General features: G+C 60.0%; 19 protein-coding genes. 16 read left to right on the top strand and 3 right to left on the bottom strand.

Features of this window, described 5'->3' with window-relative positions; genetic code table 11:
- The first annotated feature begins 96 nt into the window (after positions 1-96).
- The 4 genes from DBV10_RS02900 (at position 97) to DBV10_RS02885 (ending at position 5,508) form a co-directional block, all read left to right on the top strand.
- Positions 97-2,250, top strand: coding sequence for a cytochrome c biogenesis protein ResB (locus DBV10_RS02900; RefSeq protein ID WP_124510431.1), 2,154 nt, complete (start codon positions 97-99; stop codon positions 2,248-2,250).
- The gene (ccsB, locus tag DBV10_RS02895; RefSeq protein ID WP_124510428.1) at positions 2,247-3,602 is read left to right on the top strand and encodes a c-type cytochrome biogenesis protein CcsB; all 1,356 of its coding nucleotides are present in this window, start codon (positions 2,247-2,249) and stop codon (positions 3,600-3,602) included. Before DBV10_RS02900 ends, ccsB begins: the two co-directional genes overlap by 4 nt.
- A gap of 162 nt (positions 3,603-3,764) precedes the next feature.
- Entirely contained in the window at positions 3,765-4,769 is a 1,005-nt protein-coding gene (gene msrP / locus DBV10_RS02890) for a protein-methionine-sulfoxide reductase catalytic subunit MsrP (RefSeq protein WP_124510426.1), read from the top strand.
- A 94-nt stretch (positions 4,770-4,863) separates the two neighbouring features.
- Positions 4,864-5,508, top strand: a complete 645-nt coding sequence (locus DBV10_RS02885) for a sulfite oxidase heme-binding subunit YedZ (protein ID WP_124510424.1) — start codon at positions 4,864-4,866, stop codon at positions 5,506-5,508.
- 62 nt (positions 5,509-5,570) lie between these two features.
- On the opposite strand, the gene DBV10_RS02880 is transcribed toward DBV10_RS02885, so the two are convergent.
- The gene (locus DBV10_RS02880; RefSeq protein WP_124510422.1) at positions 5,571-6,398 is read right to left on the bottom strand and encodes an MBL fold metallo-hydrolase; all 828 of its coding nucleotides are present in this window, start codon (positions 6,396-6,398) and stop codon (positions 5,571-5,573) included.
- Between the two features lie 129 nt (positions 6,399-6,527).
- Positions 6,528-6,734, bottom strand: a complete 207-nt coding sequence (locus DBV10_RS02875) for a lipoprotein (protein WP_124510420.1) — start codon at positions 6,732-6,734, stop codon at positions 6,528-6,530.
- Positions 6,735-6,746: 12 nt separating this feature from the next.
- Between DBV10_RS02875 and cyaY the strand changes: the two genes are divergently transcribed.
- The gene (gene cyaY, locus DBV10_RS02870; RefSeq protein ID WP_124510419.1) at positions 6,747-7,076 is read left to right on the top strand and encodes an iron donor protein CyaY; all 330 of its coding nucleotides are present in this window, start codon (positions 6,747-6,749) and stop codon (positions 7,074-7,076) included.
- Between the two features lie 63 nt (positions 7,077-7,139).
- Here cyaY and DBV10_RS02865 read toward each other — a convergent pair whose 3' ends face one another.
- Complete coding sequence (locus DBV10_RS02865; protein WP_124510418.1) at positions 7,140-9,536, bottom strand: penicillin-binding protein 1A; 2,397 nt, start codon at positions 9,534-9,536, stop codon at positions 7,140-7,142.
- Between the two features lie 268 nt (positions 9,537-9,804).
- On the opposite strand from DBV10_RS02865, the gene DBV10_RS02860 reads away from it, so the two are divergent.
- From DBV10_RS02860 to DBV10_RS02810, 11 genes are all read left to right on the top strand, one after another.
- Complete coding sequence (locus DBV10_RS02860; protein ID WP_124510417.1) at positions 9,805-10,884, top strand: pilus assembly protein PilM; 1,080 nt, start codon at positions 9,805-9,807, stop codon at positions 10,882-10,884.
- On the top strand, positions 10,881-11,498 hold the full coding sequence (locus tag DBV10_RS02855; protein WP_124510416.1) for a PilN domain-containing protein: 618 nt from the start codon (positions 10,881-10,883) through the stop codon (positions 11,496-11,498). The genes DBV10_RS02860 and DBV10_RS02855 overlap by 4 nt, the downstream gene beginning before the upstream one ends.
- Before the next feature lies 1 nt (position 11,499).
- Positions 11,500-12,162 carry a type 4a pilus biogenesis protein PilO gene (locus tag DBV10_RS02850; protein ID WP_124510414.1) on the top strand — a complete coding sequence of 221 codons (663 nt, stop codon included), beginning with the start codon at positions 11,500-11,502 and terminating at the stop codon, positions 12,160-12,162.
- On the top strand, positions 12,159-12,704 hold the full coding sequence (locus tag DBV10_RS02845) for a pilus assembly protein PilP (protein WP_124510412.1): 546 nt from the start codon (positions 12,159-12,161) through the stop codon (positions 12,702-12,704). Before DBV10_RS02850 ends, DBV10_RS02845 begins: the two co-directional genes overlap by 4 nt.
- Complete coding sequence (gene pilQ, locus DBV10_RS02840; protein WP_124510410.1) at positions 12,701-14,845, top strand: type IV pilus secretin PilQ; 2,145 nt, start codon at positions 12,701-12,703, stop codon at positions 14,843-14,845. Before DBV10_RS02845 ends, pilQ begins: the two co-directional genes overlap by 4 nt.
- A gap of 24 nt (positions 14,846-14,869) precedes the next feature.
- The gene (locus tag DBV10_RS02835) at positions 14,870-16,378 is read left to right on the top strand and encodes an Ig domain-containing protein (RefSeq protein WP_124510408.1); all 1,509 of its coding nucleotides are present in this window, start codon (positions 14,870-14,872) and stop codon (positions 16,376-16,378) included.
- Between the two features lie 261 nt (positions 16,379-16,639).
- Positions 16,640-17,734, top strand: a complete 1,095-nt coding sequence (gene aroB, locus DBV10_RS02830) for a 3-dehydroquinate synthase (protein WP_124510406.1) — start codon at positions 16,640-16,642, stop codon at positions 17,732-17,734.
- Between the two features lie 63 nt (positions 17,735-17,797).
- Entirely contained in the window at positions 17,798-18,973 is a 1,176-nt protein-coding gene (locus tag DBV10_RS02825; RefSeq protein ID WP_370451087.1) for a deoxyguanosinetriphosphate triphosphohydrolase, read from the top strand.
- A 392-nt stretch (positions 18,974-19,365) separates the two neighbouring features.
- Entirely contained in the window at positions 19,366-19,968 is a 603-nt protein-coding gene (locus DBV10_RS02820; protein WP_124510498.1) for a DUF1415 domain-containing protein, read from the top strand.
- A complete protein-coding gene (locus DBV10_RS02815; protein ID WP_124510404.1) occupies positions 19,965-20,900 on the top strand; it encodes an SAM-dependent methyltransferase in 936 nt (311 codons plus the stop codon). The genes DBV10_RS02820 and DBV10_RS02815 overlap by 4 nt, the downstream gene beginning before the upstream one ends.
- 101 nt (positions 20,901-21,001) lie before the next feature.
- A complete protein-coding gene (locus DBV10_RS02810; RefSeq protein ID WP_124510402.1) occupies positions 21,002-21,706 on the top strand; it encodes a transposase in 705 nt (234 codons plus the stop codon).
- The last annotated feature ends 131 nt before the right edge of the window (positions 21,707-21,837 follow it).

Genomic DNA, 21,837 nt, shown 5'->3' with positions numbered 1-21,837 from the left:
AAGGGCGGGTCCATCACACTGATGGTCCCGCCCTTTTTCTTTCTTTTTTCTTCCCCTTTTCCTTCGCGCTGCGCAGCCCATCGCGTTCATTCATCCATGTCCGACAACACCCAGGGCCTTCGTGTCCAGTCCGGCTCCCAGGCCTTGCGCGCCGGGGTCGAGCTGCTGTCTTCGATGCGGTTCGCCATCTCGCTGCTGACGGTGATCTGCATTGCCTCGGTGATCGGCACGGTCCTCAAGCAGCACGAGCCGGCGGTCAACTACGTCAATCAGTTCGGGCCGTTCTGGGCCGAGCTGTTCGGGGCCATCCAGCTCAACGCGGTGTACAGCGCCTGGTGGTTCCTGCTGATCCTCGCGTTCCTGGTGGTCAGCACCTCGCTGTGCATTGCACGCAACACGCCCAAGATCCTGGTGGACCTCAAGGCCTACAAGGAAAACATCCGTGAGCAAAGCCTCAAGGCGTTTCACCACAAGGCGCAGGCTGATCTGCCCCAGCCAGCAGACGTGGAGGCGCGCCGCATCGGCACCCTGCTGGCCGGTGGTGGCTGGAAGGTGCGCCTGCAGCAGCGCGACACGGCGGCAGGCCCCGGCACCGGCTGGATGGTGGCGGCCAAGGCGGGCGCCGCCAACAAGATCGGCTATATCGCGGCGCACAGCGCCATTGTGCTGGTGTGCGTGGGCGGGCTGCTGGACGGCGACCTCATCGTGCGCGGCCAGATGCTGCTCCTCGGCAAGACGCCGTACCAGGGCGGTGGCCTGATCGCTGATGTGAAGCCCGAGCACCGGCTGTCCGAGCGCAACCCCACGTTCCGGGGCAACCTGCTCGTGGCCGAAGGCACGCAGTCGAGCACGGCCATCCTGAGCCAGTCCGATGGGGTGCTGCTGCAGGACCTGCCCTTTGCCATCGAGCTCAAGAAGTTCATCGTGGAGCATTACTCCACGGGCATGCCCAAGCTGTTTGCGAGCGAGATCGTCATCCACGACAAGGCCACGGGCGAGAAGACCCCGGCGCGCGTGGAGGTGAACCATCCGGCCAGCTACAAAGGCATCGAGATCTACCAGTCGAGTTTTGACGATGGTGGCTCGCGCCTTGTGCTGCGCGCCGTGCCCATGGTGGCGGGCGCCAAACCGTTTGATGTGGAAGGGGTGGTGGGCGGTTCCACCCAACTGACGAACCAGGGGGGCGGGCCGGGCAGCGACACGCTGACGCTGGAGTTCACGGCCTTGCGCACCATCAACGTCGAGAATTTTGGCGGCGCAGGCCCTGGCGGCAGCGGCGCGGATGTGCGCAAGGTGGACCTGCGCGAGTCGGTGGAGTCGCGCCTGGGCGCGGCCAACAAGACCGTGACCAAGAAAGAGCTGCGCAACGTGGGCCCCAGCGTGAGCTACAAGCTGCGCGACGCCGCAGGCCAGGCCCGCGAGTTCCACAACTACATGCTGCCCGTGGACACGGGCGATGGCGCGCCGGTGTTCCTGCTGGGGGTGCGCGAGTCTCCCGCAGAACCCTTCCGCTACCTGCGGGTGCCGGCCGACGACAAGGGCAGCATGGATGGCTTCATGCGCATGAAGGCCGCCCTGGCCGACCCCGAGGCCCGCGAGCAGGCGGTGCGCCGCTATGTGTCGCAGGCCATGGATGCCGCGCGCCCCGAACTGGCCGAACAGCTGCACCAGTCTGCCGTGCGTGCGCTGGCGTTGTTTGCCGGCAAGGGCATGGTCGATGGCAAGCCCACGGGGGGGCTGCAGGCGGTGTCGGACTTCATGGAGGCCAACGTGCCCGAGGCCGAGCGCGCCCGGGCGGGCGAGGTGCTGGTGCGCATCCTCAATGGCACGCTGTTCGAGGTGGCCCAGCTTGCGCGCAAGCAGGCCGGTCTGCCCCCGCTGCCGCAGGACGACCGCACCCAGGCCTTCATGACGCAGGCCGTGCTCTCGCTGAGTGATGCGCAGATCTACCCGGCGCCGCTGGCCTTTGAGCTCAAGGATTTCACGCAGGTGCAGGCCAGTGTGTTCCAGGTGGCCCGTGCCCCTGGCAAGAATGTTGTCTATCTGGGCTGCGCCTTGTTGATCCTGGGCGTTTTTGCCATGCTCTATGTGCGCGAGCGGCGCGTGTGGGTCTGGGTGGCACCGCAGGACGGCCGCACCCACGCCACCATGGCGCTGTCCACCAACCGCAAGACGCTGGACAGCGACCAGGAGTTTGCACAGCTCGCACACAAACTGATCGGGGCGCCGCCCCGCGAAGGCACCGCATGAATACCGCGACTTCTTCCTCCGCCACCACCACCACGACGATCACCTTGAACGAGGGGTTTTTTGCGCGCCGCAATTGGCTGGACTGGCTGTTTGCCGCCATCGTGGCTGCGGGGGGGCTCTATGCACTGCAGCGCTATGGCAGCTTCATGGACGTGTACGAAAAGGGCATCTTGCTGGCTGCCATTCCCTGCACCATCTGGCTGGGCTGGTTCTGGCGGCCGCTGCGGGTGCTGATGCTCATCGTGGCGGCCATGGCCCTCTTGGGCGTGGGGTTGTACCAGCAGGACGGGGCGGGCAGCCTGGCGCGCGCCGATACGGTGTTCGGCCTCAAGTATTTCCTGTCGAGCCAGTCCGCGATCCTGTGGATGAGCATGCTGTTCTTCATCAGCACGGCGTTCTACTGGATCGGCATGTTCTCGCGTGGCGAGGGCCACACCATGAGCCTGCTGGGTTCGCGCATTGCCTGGGTGGCGGTGGCCATGGCGCTCATCGGCACGCTGGTGCGCTGGTACGAGAGCTACCTCATCGGGCCCGACATCGGCCACATTCCGGTCAGCAACCTGTACGAGGTGTTCGTGCTGTTCTGCTGGATGACGGCCGCGTTTTACCTGTATTACGAAGAGCAGTACGGCACCCGTGCCCTGGGCGGCTTCGTGATGCTGGTGGTGAGCGCGGCCGTGGGCTTCCTGCTGTGGTACACCGTGGTGCGCGAGGCGCACGAGATCCAGCCCCTGGTGCCGGCGCTCAAGAGCTGGTGGATGAAGCTGCACGTGCCCGCCAACTTCATCGGCTACGGCACCTTCGCGTTGTCGGCCATGGTGGCGTTTGCCTACCTCATCAAGCAGCAGGCGAGCGAGACGCGCTGGTACAAGCTTGCGCCCCTGTGGCTGCTGGGCGTGGTGCTGTGCTTCGAGCCCATCGTGTTCCGCCAGGGCGCGACCGAAAACGGCGGCAGCTACTGGATGGTGTACTTCGGCATCTCCGCGTTCATCGTCGCGGGCATCCTGCTGGGCCGCAAGCGCATCGCGGCACGCCTGCCATCGTTCGAAATCCTGGACGACGTGATGTACAAGTCCATCGCCGTGGGTTTTGCGTTCTTCACCATTGCCACCGTGCTGGGCGCGCTGTGGGCGGCCGAGGCCTGGGGCGGCTACTGGAGCTGGGATCCGAAGGAGACCTGGGCCCTGATCGTCTGGCTCAACTACGCCGCCTGGCTGCACATGCGCCTCATGAAGGGGCTGCGCGGCACCGTGTCCGCCTGGTGGGCGTTGGTGGGCCTGGCTGTGACCACGTTCGCGTTTCTGGGCGTGAACATGTTCCTGAGCGGCCTGCACAGCTACGGCACGCTCTGAGGCGGCGTGAGCGCCCGGGGGGGCTGCCGGGTTGCGTAGGGCGGGGCGGGCTTGGCAGGCAGGTTTTTTGCCTCCGGTGTAACCTGAGCGTTCCAGGGAACGAACTACCCGTTGTGCGGCTCTACCGCACAGCTTTTCCCCCAGAGAATGACCGGAGCCCCCATGTTGATTCCATCGCGCAACCCGGGTTTTAACCACCCGCACTCCTCCGACATCACCCCCCGCGCGGCCTATGAGGACCGCCGCCAGATGCTCAAGCTCCTCGCTGGCGGTGCTGCAGGTGCGGCGCTGGCGTCGTGGGCAGGCCGAGAGGCCATGGCCCAGCAGGCGGGGGCTGCGCGCCCCGGCAAGCTGGCGGTGCTTGCCGGCGCAAAGTCTGGCGTGGCGGGTGCCGCCACCATGGAGAAGCTCACCGACTACAAGGACGCGAGCACCTACAACAACTTCTACGAGTTCGGCACGGACAAGGCCGACCCGGCCCGCAATGCGCATACGCTGAAAACCACGCCCTGGACGGTGGAGATCGAGGGCCTGGTCAAGAAGCCCGGCAAGTACGGCATCGACGACCTGCTCAAGCTCAGCGCACAGGAAGAGCGCATCTACCGCCTGCGCTGTGTGGAAGGCTGGTCCATGGTCATCCCCTGGGTGGGGTATTCGCTGGCAGAGCTCATCAAGCGCGTGGAGCCGCAGGGCAGCGCCAAGTACGTGGAGTTCGTGACGCTGGCCGACAAGGCCACCATGCCCTATGTGGGTTCGCGTGTGCTCGACTGGCCTTACGTGGAAGGCCTGCGCCTGGACGAGGCGATGCATCCGCTGACGCTGCTGGCCTTTGGCATGTATGGCGAGGTGCTGCCCAACCAGAACGGTGCGCCCGTGCGCCTGGTCGTGCCCTGGAAATACGGCTTCAAGAGCGCCAAGAGCATCGTCAAGATCCGCTTCGTCGAGAAGGAGCCCGGCACGGCCTGGAACAAGGCGGCCAAGCAGGAATATGGCTTCTACTCGAACGTGAACCCCGAGGTGGACCACCCGCGCTGGAGCCAGGCCACCGAACGGCGCATTGGCGAAGACGGCCTGTTTGCCAAGAAGCGCAAGACCCTGATGTTCAACGGCTACGAAGCCCAGGTGGGCCAGCTCTACGCGGGCATGGACCTCAAGAAGTTCTACTGAGACCTCTCGCACCCGTTGCCCCCCGGCCCCGCCTGTTGCCCGGCCTGCCGTGCGGATGGCGTGGGCGCAGGCACCTGGACCTGTATTGATCGCCATGCGCAAACTCCTGCTTCATCCCGCCGCCAAGCCCTTGGTGTTCGTGCTGTGCCTGTTCCCCCTGGCGTGGCTGGTGGTGGCCACGCTCGCGGACCAACTGGGCGCCAATCCGGCGGAGGCATTGATCCGCGCCACGGGCGACTGGACACTGCGGGCGCTGTGCCTGGTGCTGGCCGTCACGCCGCTGCGTGTGGCCACGGCCACTCCGCAGCTGGCGCGCTTTCGGCGCATGCTGGGCCTGTTCGTGTTTTTCTATGGGGTGCTGCACCTCTTGAGCTACAGCTGGTTCGACATGGGCTTTGACGTGGCAGACATCCTGCGCGATATCGCCAAGCGGCCCTTCATTCTGGTCGGATCGTCGGCGCTGCTGCTGCTGGCGCTGCTGGCGGGCACCTCGTTCAACCGGGCCATCAAGGCCCTGGGGGGCAAGCGCTGGCAGGCGCTGCACCGTACGGTCTATGTGGTGGCGGGCCTGGCCATCCTGCATTTCTTCTGGATGCGCGCCGGGAAGAACAATTTTGGCGAGGTGGCGCTGTATGCCGCCGTTCTGGGGGGGCTGCTGGGCTGGCGCCTCTGGCACCGGTGGCGCAGGCCGCAACCCGCGCCCGCCCCGCGCGGACGCACTCCGGCGGGAATTCGTTAACGGAATTTGCTATTTAATCAATAGCTAAAGACGAGCGCTTGGCGCGCCCTGGGCGCTGATTTCTATGCATTGACGGCCCGCAGTGCCGGGCGCATCTGCCGGGTCACGGGGTCGATGTGCGCCGTGGGAATCTGGTAGGCCCGGTCATCGAACAGGTCAATGCCGCACATCAGGTTCTCGACCCATTCAAAGAAATCGTTGATGGCCGCTTTGCCCATGATGGGCGCACCATGCTGCGGCACCAGCATGGAGATGTCGAGTTGCCGCGCCATGCGCACCCACAGGCGCAGGATCTTGTTGGACACCATGTAGCGGCGATGGAACCCCTCCATGCGCGGGATGTGCGCCTTGAGGTCGGTCACCGGCACGCGGGCCTCGGCGCCCGACATCATCGACACTCCCAGGTCTCCGGTGAACAGGATGCGGCTGACCGGGTCGTAGAAGTGGAAGTTGCCTTCGGAGTGCATGAAATGCGCGGGCAGCAGCACCAGTTCGTGGCGGCCCAGGGGCAGGTGCCCACCGCTGTCGGGCACGCCGATGACGCGGTTCTCGGTCTTGCCCACCTTGGTGAAGTGGGGGGCAAAACGCTCCCATACGCGGGAGATCACCAGATCTGCCTTGGTGCTGGTCATCCAGCGGTCCAGCGAGGCAATGATGTCAGGGTCGGCGTGCGAAGCAATCAGGTACGAGAGCTTGTGGGGCGGGAAATGCTTGGTCATCCCCATGAACAGCTCGTTGAATGCGAGGTTGCCGCCCGGGTCGATGATGGCGCCCGTATCGTCGTCCACGATCAAAAACTGATTGGCCTGCACGGCCTGGCCGTCCTCCTCAATGAGGTCGGTGAACATCAGGCAAGCGTGATTCTTGTCGCGATAAAGTTCCAGGGCCATGGCCATCCTGCGGTGCAATAAAGCGCAGACTGTACGAGTACCCCTAGGGTTTGTGCTTGATGGAAATCAAGCGAAATGGCATTGGCACCCCCTGCGAAGCGGCGGCTGGCTGTGCGCGCACGGCCTGTATCAGCGAGGGGCGGAGGCGGCTGGGGCGGGTGCCTGCGCTGCACCCGAGCCGCTGCTGGGGGTCAGCGTTTCTGGCAATGTGGCGCGCTGGCCTGCGGAGGGCCCTGTCGGAAGGTACAACGGGCCCCGCTGGCCACAGCCAAAAAGGGCCGCCGCACTGGCAGCAAGGACAAGCGTCCTGACTAGAATTTGGGGAGCTTTCAACATGCGCAAATTGTAATGACCGACCTCGAATTCATGGACCACGCCGAACAACTGCTGCTTGCCGTCGAGCGCAGCTGTGATCGCATCAACGAAACCACCGATGCCGATGTGGACGCCCAGCGGTCGGGCGGCATGGTGACGCTGACTTTCCCCAACCGCAGCCAGATCGTCATCAACCTGCAAAAGCCACTGCATGAGGTGTGGATGGCGGCCCGCTCGGGGGGCTACCACTACCGGTTTGACGGCAGCGCTTGGCAGGACACCAAGGGGGCGGGGGAGTTCTTTGGATGTCTGAGCCGGGATGCCACGCAACAGGCTGGCATGCCGCTGCAGTTCGCTGCCTGAACCAGGCGCCGCAGCGGTGTTCGCACTGACTTGCAGGGCAGGTCAGTGCAGCGTGACGCAATCTCAGTTGCGGAACAGATCCAGAATGCGGTTGCGTTCTTCTGAGGGTGGCGGCGCCTGGGGCGTTACGGCCGGTGATGCAGAGCGATGGTCTTCCAGCCCCACGCTGGAAACACCAGCGCTGCGCACATATTCGTCATAGAACCATTCCCCGCCCACGTTGACGACACCTGCCGGCACCGTGGGCTCCATGACGGGGACACCCTTGAGCGCGCGCTCCATGAAGCTGATCCAGACGGGCAGGCTGAGCCCGCCGCCCGTCTCGCGGCTTCCCAGATTGCGGGGCGTGTCGTACCCAATCCACGTCACCGCCGCGATGGTCGGCTGGTAGCCTGCAAACCACGCATCCACCGAATCGTTGGTGGTGCCGGTCTTGCCATACAGGTCTGTGCGTTTGAGGGTGGCCTGGGCACGGGCGGCGGTCCCGGAACGGGTCACCTCCTGCAGCAGGCTGTTCATGATGAAGGCATTGCGGGCATCGATGGCCCGTGGCTGTTCGCTGGTCACGGGTGGTGTGGTCTCGGAAATCACCCGGCCCTTGTGGTCCGTGACCTTGGCGATTAGCCAGGGGTTCACACGGTAGCCCCCGTTGGCAAACACCGAGTAGGCCGATGCCATCTGCAGCGGAGTGACCGAGCCCGCACCCAGCGCCATGGTCAGGTAGGCGGGGTGTTTCTCGGGATCGAAGCCAAACCGGCCCACCCATTCCTGCGCCGTCTTGGGGCCGACGGCCTGCAGGATGCGGATCGAGATCATGTTCTTGGATTTGGCCAGCCCCGTGCGCATGCTCATTGGGCCGTCGTATTTGCCGTCGTAGTTCTTGGGCTCCCAGGGTTGGCCACCGGTCACGCCGGCATCGAAGAAGAGCGGTGCGTCATTGATGACGGTGGCCGGGGTGAACCCCTTTTCCAGAGCGGCGGAGTAGATGAACGGTTTGAAGCTGGAGCCCGGTTGGCGCCACGCCTGCGCGGCATGGTTGAACTTGTTCTTGTCGAAGTCGAAGCCTCCCACCAGAGCGCGGATGGAGCCATTGCGGGGGTCGAGGGCCACAAAGGCCCCTTCCACTTCTGGCAGTTGCGTGATCTCCCAGGCACCCTTGGGCGTCTTGACCACGCGGATCACGGCACCCCGTCGAATCTTGATGTTGGGGGGGGCCTTGTCGCTCAGGCCTGATTGCGCAGGCTTCAGGCCGTCCCCGGTGATCTCCAGCGCATCGCCGTTGGCGCGTGCGGCAACGATCTTGCGCGGCGTGGCCTCCAGCACCACGGCCGAGAGCACGTCACCGTTGTCCGGGTGGTTGGCCAAGGCATCGTCAATCGCATCTTCGACTTCCTGCGGTGCCGTGGGCAAGGCCACGAATTTTTCAGGGCCTCGGTATTGCTGGCGCCGCTCGTAGTCCATGATGCCGCGGCGCAAGGCGTTGTAGGCCGCTTCCTGCTCTGCCGCATTGAGGGTGGTGTAGACGTTGAGGCCGCGTGTGTACGCCTCGTTGCCATACTGCGTGAAGATCAACTGGCGTGCCATCTCGGCCACGTACTCGGCATGGACCCGCGTGTTGTCGGGGCCGGTCCGGATCTTGAGCTCTTCCTTCTTGGCTTCCACCGCCTGTTGTGCGGTGATGAACCCGTTCTCTTCCATCCGTTCAATGATGTACTGTTGCCGAACGCGGGCGCGTTTGGGATTGCTGATGGGGTTGTAGGCAGAGGGCGCCTTGGGCAGGCCTGCCAGCATGGCGGCTTCTGCAATGGACAGGGATTTCAGTGGCTTGCCAAAATAAGCTTCAGAAGCCGCCGCAAAACCATAGGCCCGATTGCCCAAGTAAATCTGATTCATGTAAATCTCAAGAATCTGATCCTTGGTCAGCAAGTGCTCCAGTTTGAATGTCAGTAAAATTTCGTAAATTTTGCGGGTAAATGTTTTTTCTGACGAAAGATAAACATTGCGCGCCACCTGCATGGTGATAGTCGACGCACCCTGGCTTTTCACGCGGCCCAAATTGGCCAGTCCTGCACGCAATACACCCTTGTAATCCACACCACCATGCTGGAAGAAGCGCGAATCCTCGATGGCCAGGACCGCATCCTTCATGACTTGCGGGATCTCGCCGATGGGCGTGAGGTTGCGGCGTTCTTCGCCGAACTCGCCCAACAGGGCCCCTTCGGCAGAGTAGACCCGCAAGGGGAGCTTGGGCCGGTAGTCCGCCAGGTCCGAGATGTCAGGGAGGTTGGGGTAGGCAACCGATAGCGCGACCGCGATCGTCAGCGCGAGCCCGACGGCCGCAGCTGCGGCCAGCCCGGCCATCCACAAGGTGATGCGAAGAAGCCAGCGGAACCAGGTGGGTCGTGCGCGGGCGGAGGACGCATCCGGCTTGTCGGATGACTTCGATGGAGAGGGCGGCATATCGCTCCGGATGGGTAAGGCCGTCCATTATAAAAATGTCTGCCCGGCGTTCCTCGAAATCTCAAATCCTGCGCATTCCAGAGCCGCCGAAAGGTGCTCGCCCCTTGCTGAAAGGTATTGCAGGGCCTCGAAATTTCGTCTGCTTTTGGCAACGCTCCGCAGGCGTTACAGCGGGAAAAATCTTTGCCGGAGAACTATCTTACTGATAGCATTCATGTGAAGTGTTAAGTTTTGTTGCCTCATTTTGGCAAGTTACAGGGGACCAATCTTGATCTCAATGGGGTCTTTGTTCAGTCGCCAGTCTGCTCCGCTGCTGGGAATCGACATCAGTTCCTCCAGTGTCAAGCTGGTGGAGTTGGGGCGTGATAAAGCGGGCAGCCTGGTTCTGGAGCGTTGTGCCATCGAGCCGCTGGAACGCGGCTGGATCACTGACGGCAACATCGAAAAGTTTGATGAGGTCGCGGATGCTCTGCGCCGGCTCGTCAAGAAGAGCGGGACGAGGACCAAGAACGTTGCTTTGGCACTGCCGCCGTCCGCCGTCATCACCAAGAAGATCACGCTGCCCGGCGGAATGACGGAGCAGGAGCTTGAAGTTCAGGTCGAGTCCGAGGCCAATCAGTACATCCCGTTCTCGCTCGACGAAGTGAGCCTGGATTTCTGCGTGATCGGACCCAGCAAAAATGCCCCCGGCGATGTAGACGTGCTCATCGCCGCTTCGCGGCGTGAAAAGGTGCAGGACCGACAGGGTTTGGCCGAAGCGGCGGGTTTGAAGCCTGTGGTCGTCGATATTGAGTCGCATGCCTCGCGCCTTGCCGCTGGGCGTTTGATTGAGGCCCTCCCCAACAAAGGTGTTGACGCGATGGTGGCCTTGTTTGAGGTCGGTGCGCTGACCACCAGCATGCAGGTCATCCGCAATGAAGAAGTTCTGTATGACCGCGACCAGGCGTTTGGCGGTGCCCAACTGACCCAGCTGATCGTGCGTCAATATGGTTTTTCTGTGGAAGAGGCTGAAGGCAAGAAGCGAAACGGTGATTTGCCTGAGGACTACCAGTCGGCGGTTCTCCGTCCATTTGTCGATAGCATGGCCCAGGAAATTGGCCGGGCCCTGCAGTTCTTTTTCACCAGCACGCCGCACAACCGCGTGGACCACATCATGCTTGCGGGTGGGTCGGCACCTTTGCCCGGTCTTACCGAGGCGGTGACCCAGCAGACAGGCTTTGCTTGCAGCGCGGTCAATCCATTTGATGGGATGGAAATAGGAAGTTCCGTCCGGTTGAAAAAAATGGTGCGTGAGGCGCCGTCGTACTTGACCTCTTGCGGTCTGGCCATGCGGAGGTTCTTGCAGTGATTCTGATCAACTTATTGCCCCACCGCGAGGAGGCCCGGAAACGCCGCAAAGAGGCGTTTCAGGCCACCATGTTTGCGTCGCTGCTTCTCGGATTGGTGATCGCTGGCGCCATCTATTGGTGGTTCCAGATGATGATCACGGATCAGCAAGCAAAAAACAGCTTTCTTCAGCGGGAAATCAAGGTTCTGGAAGGGCAAATCAAAGAAATTGCCTCCATCGAGGATGAGATCGCCGCGTTGCGGGCACGCCAGAAAGCGGTGGAGGATCTTCAGTCGGATCGCAACCTGCCCGTTCATCTGTTGACAGAATTGGTAAAGCAGCTGCCGGATGGCGTGTATATCACTGCAATCAGGCAATCGGGTCAAACCATCGCGATGCAGGGCATGGCGCAATCGAACGAGCGGATATCCGAATTGCTGCGTAACCTTGCCAGCAACACGCCTTGGCTGGATAAGCCAGAGTTGAGTGAAATTACTGCCAGCACGGTTTCTTTGAGCCAGCGTGACCAACGGAGAGTGGCTTCTTTCAACCTCAAATTTCAGCTGGTCCGGGCGAGTGAGGCCCAGAAGACGATGGCTGCCGCAAGTGCTGCCGCATCGGCCGGAGGGAAGTGAGATGGCAAGCAAAAAAGAAAAAACAATTGGCTTTGCTGAACAGATGGAAGTGGTTCAGCGGCAATTCAAGAATCTGGATACGAAGGATCCATCCCTTTGGCCGATTCTTCCGAAAGTGCTGTTGTGCATTTTTATTGCAGCGGCCGTTGCTGTCGTCTCGTGGTTTGCTTTTTTGCAAGACTATGAGGTAGAGCTGGATGGTGAGCGCAATAAGGAAGTCGCGTTACGAACGGATTATCAGAAAAAGCTGGTGAAGGCAGTGAGCCTGGATGCTCTGAAAAAGCAGCGGGAGCAAATACAGCAGTATGTTATTCAGTTGGAGAAGCAGCTGCCAAGCAAGGCAGAAATGGCGGCACTTCTCTCTGATATTAATCAGTCGGGGTTGGGGCGGAGCTTGCAGTTTGAGTTGTTCAGGCCCGGGCAGGTTGTTGCCAAAGACTATTACGCGGAGTTGCCTATCTCTATTCGCGTAACGGGGCGTTATCATGATATTGGTGCTTTTGCATCCGATATTGCGCATCTCTCTCGTATCGTAACGCTGAATAATGTTTCTATCACCCCTGGCGCACGCGATGTGTTGATTATGGATGCCACTGCGCGTACTTTCAGGTATTTGGACCCAGAGGAAATTCAGGCCCAAAAGAAGGCAGGAGGGGCTAAATGACTAAGCTGCATTATCGGCCCATTGGTTTGCTGTGTGCTTTTATTTTGGCTGGATGTGTTCCGTCGGGCGAAGATGAGTTGCGTCTTTGGATGGCAGATCAAAGGGCCAATACGAAACCGAGTGTTACCCCCCTGTCGGAGCCGAAGAAATTCATCCCTGAATCTTATTCGCAGGATGCTGCAATCGAGCCTTTTAATCAAATTAAGTTGACGCAGGCTCTGCGCAGAGATTCCGCCCAAGTAGCATCCAATGCGGCGCTGATAGCTCCTGAAATGTCGCGCCGCAAAGAGCCCTTGGAGGCATTCCCTCTGGATAGCATGGCAATGGTCGGAAGCTTGAATAAGTCGGGTGTCCCTATTGCATTATTGAAGGTTGATAACTTGATTTATCAGGTGAAAATGGGCAATTACTTGGGGCAGAACTATGGAAAAATTGTTCGAATAACTGAAACTTCCATTCAGTTGCGTGAGATAGCGCAGGATGCAACAGGGGATTGGATAGAGCGCTCAGCGTCGCTTGATCTGCAAGAGGGGAAAAAATGAAACATAATAGTGGCTTGTTTGTAAATTGCTGCCGTAGTGCCGTTGTTGGCGTTTCTATTGCACTCCTCTCTTTGGGCGCAGCGGCGCAGGGGGGGATCAATTCGGTTGCGGCCAGCATGCAGGGTGGGATCGAGATTGTAAGAATTGATTTCACGGATCCCTTAACCAATACTCCCACTGGGTTCTCGACGCAGTCGCCCGCGCGAATTGCTCTGGATTTTCAAGGGGTTGCTAACTCTACGGGTAAATCGGCGTATGAGGTCAATCTTGGAAATTTGAAATCCGTTAACATTGTTCAGGCGGGAGAGCGATCACGTGTCGTGCTGAATTTGAAGTCGGCAACGTCCTATCGTACGGATATTCAAGGGAAGACATTGGTCTTGTCGTTGGATCCGGTGGCGGGGTTGTCTGCGCCTCCTTCGGGTAGCTCTTCCGTTGTTAGCTTCTCTGATGGCAATAACAGTGAAACGCTGCCTTTGAAGGATGTCGACTTTCGCCGTGGGGCCGATGGGTCGGGGCGAATTGTTGTCAATTTGGCCAATAACCAGGTCGGGGTGGACCTTCAGCAACAACCCAAAGGGATTGTGGTGGAGTTCATGCGCTCGTCTCTGCCTGAGGGCTTGCGTCGTCGCCTGGATGTGACGGATTTTGGAACGCCGGTGCAAACGGTTACCACCACGCAGACGGGTGAGCGTGTTCGCATGCTCATTGAGTCTGCGGGTGAGTGGGAGCACAGTGCCTACCAAAGTGATAGCCAATTTGTTGTTGAGGTCCGCCAAAAGAAAGTGGATTTGAGCAAACTGACGCAGGGACCTGGATATTCTGGAGAAAAGCTTTCACTGAATTTCCAAAATATTGAGGTGAGATCGCTTTTGCAGGTGATCGCTGACTTCACAAACTTCAATATTGTGACGTCTGATACTGTGACTGGTGCTTTGACATTGCGTCTCAAGGATGTACCTTGGGACCAAGCGCTTCAGATAATTATGGATGCCAAGGGTCTCGGCATGCGCAAGACGGGCTCGGTGTTATGGATTGCGCCCAAGGATGAAATAGATGCGCGAACCAAGAAAGATTTTGAAGCGGCGCAGGCGATCCAGAAGCTAGAGCCGCTTAAAACACAGGCTTTTCAGCTCAACTATGCCAAAGCCGCAGATATTGTTACGCAGCTGACTTCTGGTTCAGGGGGGGGCGGATCAAGTGCAACAATACGTTTTCTCTCTGAGCGTGGGAGTGCCATTTCTGAGCCACGTACCAATCAGCTTTTCGTAACAGATACCCCTAGTAAGCTTGAGGAGGTGCGGTTGTTGTTGGCGAGTCTGGATGTGGCAGTGCGGCAGGTGTTGATTGAAGCCCGGATTGTGGAGGCTCGAGATTCTTTTGGTCGCTCGCTCGGGGTCCGATTGGGGGGGACTGATTTGCGTGCGAATCGGGGGGGGGATGGTGGTTACGGCATCGGTGGCAGTAATCGTGTTGCATTTGGCACCTCTTACGCCAATGCGGTGGCTTCCAGTGGTGCCGGTGGAACTACGAGCACCAGTGGTAATTTTGTCAACCTTCCTGCCAGCGTGTCCAGTGTTAGTTCTGTAGGAAGTTTTGCGCTTTCGATATTTAACTCGGCAGCCAACCGGTTTCTGACGTTGGAATTGTCAGCGATGGAGGCTGACGGGAAAGGGCGTATTGTTTCCAGTCCCAGAATCATTACGGCTGATCAAACGAAAGCTCTCATTGAGCAAGGTACAGAGTATCCATATGCTGTGACTGCGCCTAATGGGGCTACGAGCTTGGCATTCAAGAAGGCGGTCTTGAAACTTGAGGTAACGCCGCAGATTACACCAGAGGGTAATATTATTCTTGACTTGGATGTCAACAAAGACAGTCGAGGTGAAACCACAACGCAAGGCGTTGCCATTGATACCAAGCATGTCAGAACACAAATATTGATTGAAAATGGCGGAACCGTTGTGATTGGTGGGATTTTTGAAATGGAAGAAACCAATCAAGAAAATAAGATACCTTTCATTGGAGATGTTCCAGTGGTCGGTAACCTGTTCAAAAGTCGAACAAAAGAGTCCACAAAGCGGGAAATGCTAATTTTTATTAGCCCCAAGATTATTAGTGATCGCACTGCAATGCGGTGATTTAAATTTAGCTGAGGATAATTAATGTTAAAAAAATTCAAATTTCTGCCTCTTGCCCTCTTGAGCGTATTGTCTGCCTGTGGCGGCGGTGGTGGTAGTGCGGGTGAGACCCAAGAGGTTTACACCATTACGCTTCGATCGGAAAAAACCCAGTTGCCTTTGAATGTTGCGGGTTCGCAGCCTGGTATGGGAACTTATCGGCCCTACACCACAACTTTGTATGTGGACGCTCGCAAAGGCAGTCTGCCCATACCGGGGGGGGATGCCATATTTGGCTGCAATCTTGCCGGTGGTTTGGATTCTGGCGCGCTTTACTATCTGGATGGCAAGGCAGAGCACGAAACAGAGGTCGACGATGGGAAAGGAGGGAAGATAAAAGTCCCTAATGCCTATCGAAGCATTACATTGGGTTCGAATTCTGGTGGAAATTCTTTCCATTTCCATTCGGCCAATCAGGCTGGGACTGCGCGTATCACCTGCTCTGTCACGGATCCTCGTGACAAGCAGCAAAAATCCGCCAGCGTGGAAATTTCAGTCGGTGGCGTTACCGGTAAGCCGGCCAGTGTCCGTTTAGAGGCGCAGACACCGGGATATCTGGGGACCAAGAATAATACCAACCAGCTCCTGACTCAGATGGCAATCCAGGCGTTTGTGATGGATGACACAAACCAGCCTACGACCAGTGCGTCGGGGGCCAATGTGCAAGTTCGCATTCTTTCGGGCACGGACGCAGCCCAAGGTGCCCGTTTGGTGGCAGGTGCCCAGAGTGGCAGTGTGCTGCAGTTACCTTCTGTTGGCGGGGTTGCAACGTTTTCTTTGCTCAGCGGTACCGAAACGGGATCGATTTTTCTGGAGCTGGCAACGGACCGTTTTGACAACAACGTGAGCAATGGGATTACAGATCCGATTACCGCTATTGTTCCCATCTCTGTGCTTGAAGCGGTCACGGTACTTCCTACGTTCACCGACGTGGACTTGGGCACTGTGACCAAAGAGGTTCCTTTCACTGCACTGTTGACAGCGAAGGGTGGATTGCCTCCCTTTACGTGGTCTGCCAGTGGATTGCCTGCGGGGCTGGCGGTGGATGCCAGCACGGGCGTGCTTAGTGGCAAGGCCAGTAAGGATGCGCAAGAGCGTGATTACGTGGCGACCGTGACGGCGACGGACAAAAACAAGGTCTCCGCAACAGGTGCTGTCAAGTTCAAGCTTGTGGGAGGTTTGCCAGAAGACTTTGCCATTGGCGATTGCAATTCAAATGCCGTGTGCTCGATTGGCTCTGCCCCTGCTGGCGCTAACTTTACTTACTCCTTTGTCTCCTCCGTAAGTGGCGTGACCTGGAGTTTTGCCAGCTTGCCTGCATGGCTGGCGAGCGGCACGACAGACTCGGCAGGCGTTCTCAACGGTAAGCCAGCGGTGGCGGACTGCGGATCTCGAAAGTTCTTGGTGACTGCGACGAAGGGTGCGGCGTCGGTAACTCGCACGTTGAGCATCACTGTTGTGAGTGGCAGTACTCCAGCGCTCGCATGCCCTTGATGGGATGGGATCGCTGTTCACGCAGTCCAAGGAGTACGTGCACAGTGATACCGTTTAGTTGGATTTTTTGACCTCATCCCCGGCTTGTCCGGGGATTTTTTTGGCTGTGGGGCATGATGTGGACGGTGATTGGAGATCCCTTGGGTAGGTATCGAGCTTCTGCTGTCTTGTTCACGATGTGGGCACGTTTGATAAAACGGGCAAAATGCCCCCGAGTCGTGCATCAGCCACTTACCGGTACTTAGAACATTCAAATCCCCGATGGCCCAAGAAGTTTCCCTTGATCTGGGCGAGCGTAGCTATCGCATCGCCATTGGCGGAGGCCTGCTGGCCAACGCCTCCACCTACGATGGTTTGCCCCCCGGTAGCGCTGCGCTGATTGTGAGCAACACCACGGTCGCCCCCCTCTATGCAGCTTCTCTGCGGGCGGCACTGGCGGGACGGTATGCGCAAATTCACGAAGTGCGCCTGCCGGATGGCGAGGAGCATAAAAACTGGCAGACTCTTCAATTGATTTTTGATGTTCTGCTCGAGCAGGGGTGTGATCGAAAAACGGTTTTGTTCGCATTGGGTGGCGGTGTGGTGGGTGACATGACGGGCTTCGCTGCGGCCAGTTACATGCGCGGTATTCCCTTTGTGCAGGTGCCCACTACGCTGCTCGCCCAAGTCGATTCTTCCGTGGGAGGAAAGACCGGGATCAATCATCCCTTGGGCAAGAACATGGTTGGCGCCTTTTATCAGCCCCAGCGGGTTGTGTGCGATCTGGATGTGCTGAGCACGCTACCAGCGCGTGAGTTCAGCGCTGGATTGGCAGAAGTCATCAAGTACGGTCCGATTGCTGATATGGATTTCCTTGATTGGCTGGAGCGCCATGTTGGTGACCTTATGGCCCACGACGGCACTGCCTTGGCCCACGCGGTTCGCAGCAGTTGTGAGATCAAGGCCGCTGTCGTCGGGCAAGATGAGAAAGAATCAGGCCTGCGTGCCATCCTCAATTTCGGCCATACCTTTGGCCATGCCATCGAGGCGGGCATGGGTTATGGGGTCTGGCTGCATGGCGAGGGGGTCGCCGCAGGCATGGTGATGGCGGCGGAGTTGTCGCGGCGCTTGGGGATGGTGGACGAAGCCTTTGTTCAGCGGCTCACCACGCTGATTCGGCGGGCGGGTCTTCCTACCAAGGGCCCCATTCTGGATACGCAGGACAACGCCGGTCGCTACCTGGAGTTGATGCGCATCGACAAGAAGTCCGAGGCGGGGGAGATCCGCTTTGTACTGATTGATGGGCCAGGCAAGGCGGTGGTGCGCGGGGCGCCGGATGCGTTGGTTCGCGAAGTCATCGACGCATGCTGCGAGTGAGGCGACTGTTTGTTATCGAAATGATAGCTAGTGGTGTCCACTGCACTGGCACGGACGGCTGCCTTGACTCAAAGCGCTGACTTGCTGCCCTGTGCTTCGGATCCGGCCCGCACGCGAGGGCGGCGTTATCCGGAGGCCCCTGCGCCGACGCGCACCGAGTACCAGCGGGACCGTGATCGGATTGTCCATTCCACCGCGTTTCGCCGCCTGGTTTACAAGACGCAGGTGTTCCTCAACCACGAGGGGGATTTGTTCCGCACCCGGCTGACCCACTCGCTGGAAGTGGCACAGTTGGGGCGGTCCATCGCGCGGTCTTTGCAGATCAACGAGGATCTGGTCGAGGCGATTTCGCTGGCCCACGACCTGGGCCACACGCCGTTCGGGCACGCGGGGCAGGACGCACTGCATGGCTGCATGGCCGGGTTTGGAGGCTTTGAGCACAACCTGCAAAGCCTGCGAGTGGTGGACCAGTTGGAAGAGCGGTATCCCCAGTACGACGGCCTCAACCTCACTTTTGAGACGCGGGAGGGCATCCTCAAGCATTGTTCGCGCCAGCATGCCGAGCAGCTGGAGGCGGCCGAGCCGGGCGGCGTGGGTGGGCGATTCTTGCGCCGGGAGCAGCCGGGGCTGGAGGCGCAGTTGTGCAACCTGGCCGACGAGATTGCCTACAACGCGCACGATGTTGACGATGGTGTGCGGTCTGGCTTGATCACCTTGGCGCAATTGCGCGATGTTCCCCTGTTCGACCAGTACCGGGCTGCAGCGCAGGCTGAGCACCCGGATCTTGCGCAGCCATCCCTACAAAGGCGCCTGTTGTTCGAGGCGATCCGGCGCATGCTGAGTGCGCAGGTGTATGACGTGATTGATGCCACCCGGCTGGCTTTGCGCGAGCATGCGCCAACCAGCGCCAGCGATGTTCGCCAGTGCCCTCCGCTGGTCCTGTTCAGCGACGGCATGCGCCAGCGCTCCAAAGTGCTCAAGCAGTTCCTGTTCCGGCACCTGTACCGGCATCCCCAGGTGATGGAGACCACCGGGCTGGCCCAGCACATCGTGCGGGACCTGTTTGCCGCCTATATGGCCGCGCCGCAAGAGATGAAAGCGGCATTTGCACAGCAGGCGTTGGCAGGGGATGCCTCGGTGCGGGCGCGGGCGGTGGCCGATTTCATTGCCGGGATGACGGACCGCTTTGCCGCGCGCGAGCATGAGCGGTTGACGGGGCGCCGCCTGCTGGGTGGGTGAGGACTGCTGGGCAAAGAGGGCGTCCCATCCCAATTACGCACTGACTCGTGCAATAGGCGTAGTCGATGCTATCGGCAGCATGCTGCGCGTTTCCTGCCGCGCACCTGTCGGTCTTCATGGGGTGAATGCCCGTAATGCTGCACCGGCTGCGGTCAGGCCCCCGGTAAAATCGGGCCCCCTTTACTGTGTCTGTAAGGGGCTGTTTGAAAAGTCCGGGCGGGCGTGGTCCCGCCTGGTATACGGCTTTGCGGCGTTGCAAATCCTCGCCGGGCCACTAACCCGGCTGCGGTTTGTTCCTTGCCTCTCCGCTCATTCGGCCATGGTTCGCCTCGTCCCGACTTTTCAAACAGCCTCTGAGCGCGCCTATGACTTCCAATCCTTCCATCACTCCGATGGGCGCGCTTGATCCCGCAGCCCCGTTCATTCACGACACCGTGCGCTGGCTGGAAAAGGCCGTGATCGGGCTGAATCTGTGTCCATTCGCCAAGGGCGTGCATGTGAAAGGGCAGGTCCACTACGCCGTGGCGCTGACTGACAACCCCGCCGCAGTGCTGGAACGGTTGCGTGAGGAGCTTCTGGCCCTGCAGAGCACACCCGCCGAGGTGCGGGACACTACTTTGTTGGTGGTGCCCCATTGCTTGCAGGACTTCCTGGATTTCAACGATTTTCTGGGCGAAGCCGAGAATTTGCTGGACACCCTGGCGCTGGATGGCGTCTTGCAAATTGCCAGCTTCCACCCGCAATTCCAGTTTGCTGGCACCGAGGTGGACGACGTGACCAATTGCACCAACCGCGCTCCCTATCCCACGCTGCATTTGCTGCGCGAAGACAGCATCGACCGGGCCGTGGAAGTGTTCCCTGAGGCGGAGGCCATCTTTGAGCGGAACATGGAGGTGCTGGAGGGCTTGGGGATGGCGGGCTGGCAGGCGCTGGACGTGGGGCCGCAAGCGCCAAGGCCCGGGACGGCGCCGGCCGATGGAGGGCGTGCGCGATGACGCAGAAGAAACCATCCCCCGCGCCGCACGGACCCGGCGGGGCCGCCCGCAAGAAGGAGTCCCAGGCCAATGCCCAGGCTGCAGAGCTGTCCGAGCTGCGGCCAGGGCAATCGATTGAGCTGCTCAAGGAGCTGCACATCCTCACGCGCGAAGGGCGGCTGAACCAGGATTCGCGCCGCAAGCTCAAGCAGGTGTACCACCTGTTCAATTTCATCGAGCCGCTGCTGGCCGAGCTGTCGGCGGACGGCGGGCCGACCCTGGCCGACCACGGTGCAGGCAAGTCCTACCTCGGGTTCATCCTGTACGACCTCTACTTCAAGGCCCTGGGGCAGGGCCATATCTATGGCGTCGAGACCCGGGCCGAGTTGGTCGAAAAATCCCGCCTGCTCGCACAGCGGCTGGGTTTTGGCCGCATGTCCTTCCTCAACCTGTCGGTGGCCGAATCGTCAGAAGCCGATGAGTTGCCGGCGCAGATCGATGTGGTCACGGCCTTGCATGCCTGCGACACGGCCACGGACGATGCCATCGCCTTTGGCCTGCAAAAGAAGGCCCGCGCCATGGTGCTGGTGCCTTGTTGCCAGGCTGAGATGGCGGCCTGCCTGCGCCAGGGCAAGGCCTTGCAGTTGGCCCGCACACCGCTGGCAGAGCTGTGGCGGCATCCGTTGCACACCCGGGAGCTGGGTAGTCAGGTGACCAATGTGCTGCGCTGCCTGTACCTGGAGGCCAGCGGCTACCAGGTGACGGTGACCGAACTGGTCGGGTGGGAGCACAGCATGAAGAACGAACTCATCATCGCCCGTTACACCGGGCAAAAAAAACGCAGTGCGGCCGAGCGCCTGCGCGCCATCCTGGTCGAGTTCGGGCTGGAGAGCGCCTTGGGGCCCCGTTTTGGGTTGGCCACTGCCGATGTGGCCGAGGGCGCTGCGGGCTGAGGGGGCGTCCGTGCTTCCGCAGCGCGGCGACTTGCCAGGCTGACTTTTAAAATTGGGGACGGGTCTATGATGGTGCGCATCGCCTTCATTGACCACCGCCCATGGCCCGCCTTCCGCGCCTGACCCTGTCAGGCCACCTGCACCACGTGATCCAGCGTGGCAACAACCGCCAGCCCATTTTTCAGGATGGCGAGGACTTCGACACCATGCTCGGCCTGCTGGCGGACAACGCGCTCCAACACGGGGTGGCTGTCCATGCCTATGTGCTCATGGACAACCACTTCCATCTGCTGGTCACCCCCTCGTCCGCTGATGCGCTGCCCCAGATGATGCAGGCCGTGGGGCGGCGCTATGTGCAGTATTTCAACCGCCGCCATGTGCGCACCGGCACCTTGTGGGAGGGGCGCTACCGGTCCACCGTGCTGCAAGCGGAGCGGTATCTGCTGCCCTGCATGGTGTACCTGGACCTCAACCCGGTCAGGGCAGGGCTGGTGGCGAATGCGGCGGACTATCCCTGGTCCAGCCATGCCCACTGGAGGGGTGTGCGCAATGATCGCCTGCTCACGCCCCATGCCCTGTACTGGGCGCTGGGCAACACGCCTTTTGCGCGCGAGGCGGCCTATGCGGCGCTGGTGCAGGCCGGAATCGGGTCGCTGGAGCAGACGGCGCTCACGGCTTCGGCCCTGAGTGGATGGGCGCTGGGCGACGCCGAATTCATCGAAGGTTTGCAAAAGCAGACGCCACGCCGGGTGGTGCAGGGGCAGGCAGGGCGACCCAAGCGCGTGAAAATCTCAGAAGAAAAATGAGTCACCGGGCTCAGCCGTATTGATGTTTTGCTATCAAATTTAATATGTCCCCAATAAAGTATCAAACTGAGATGCTTGGTTATTAATAAGAATCTGACCCTAATTAATCTGCTTGCCAAACCATGTTGCAA

Origin of the sequence: Acidovorax sp. FJL06 (assembly GCF_003852545.1) — a bacterium.
Lineage (GTDB): Bacteria > Pseudomonadota > Gammaproteobacteria > Burkholderiales > Burkholderiaceae_C > Acidovorax.
This window is presented reverse-complemented; position numbering and strand designations above follow the sequence as displayed.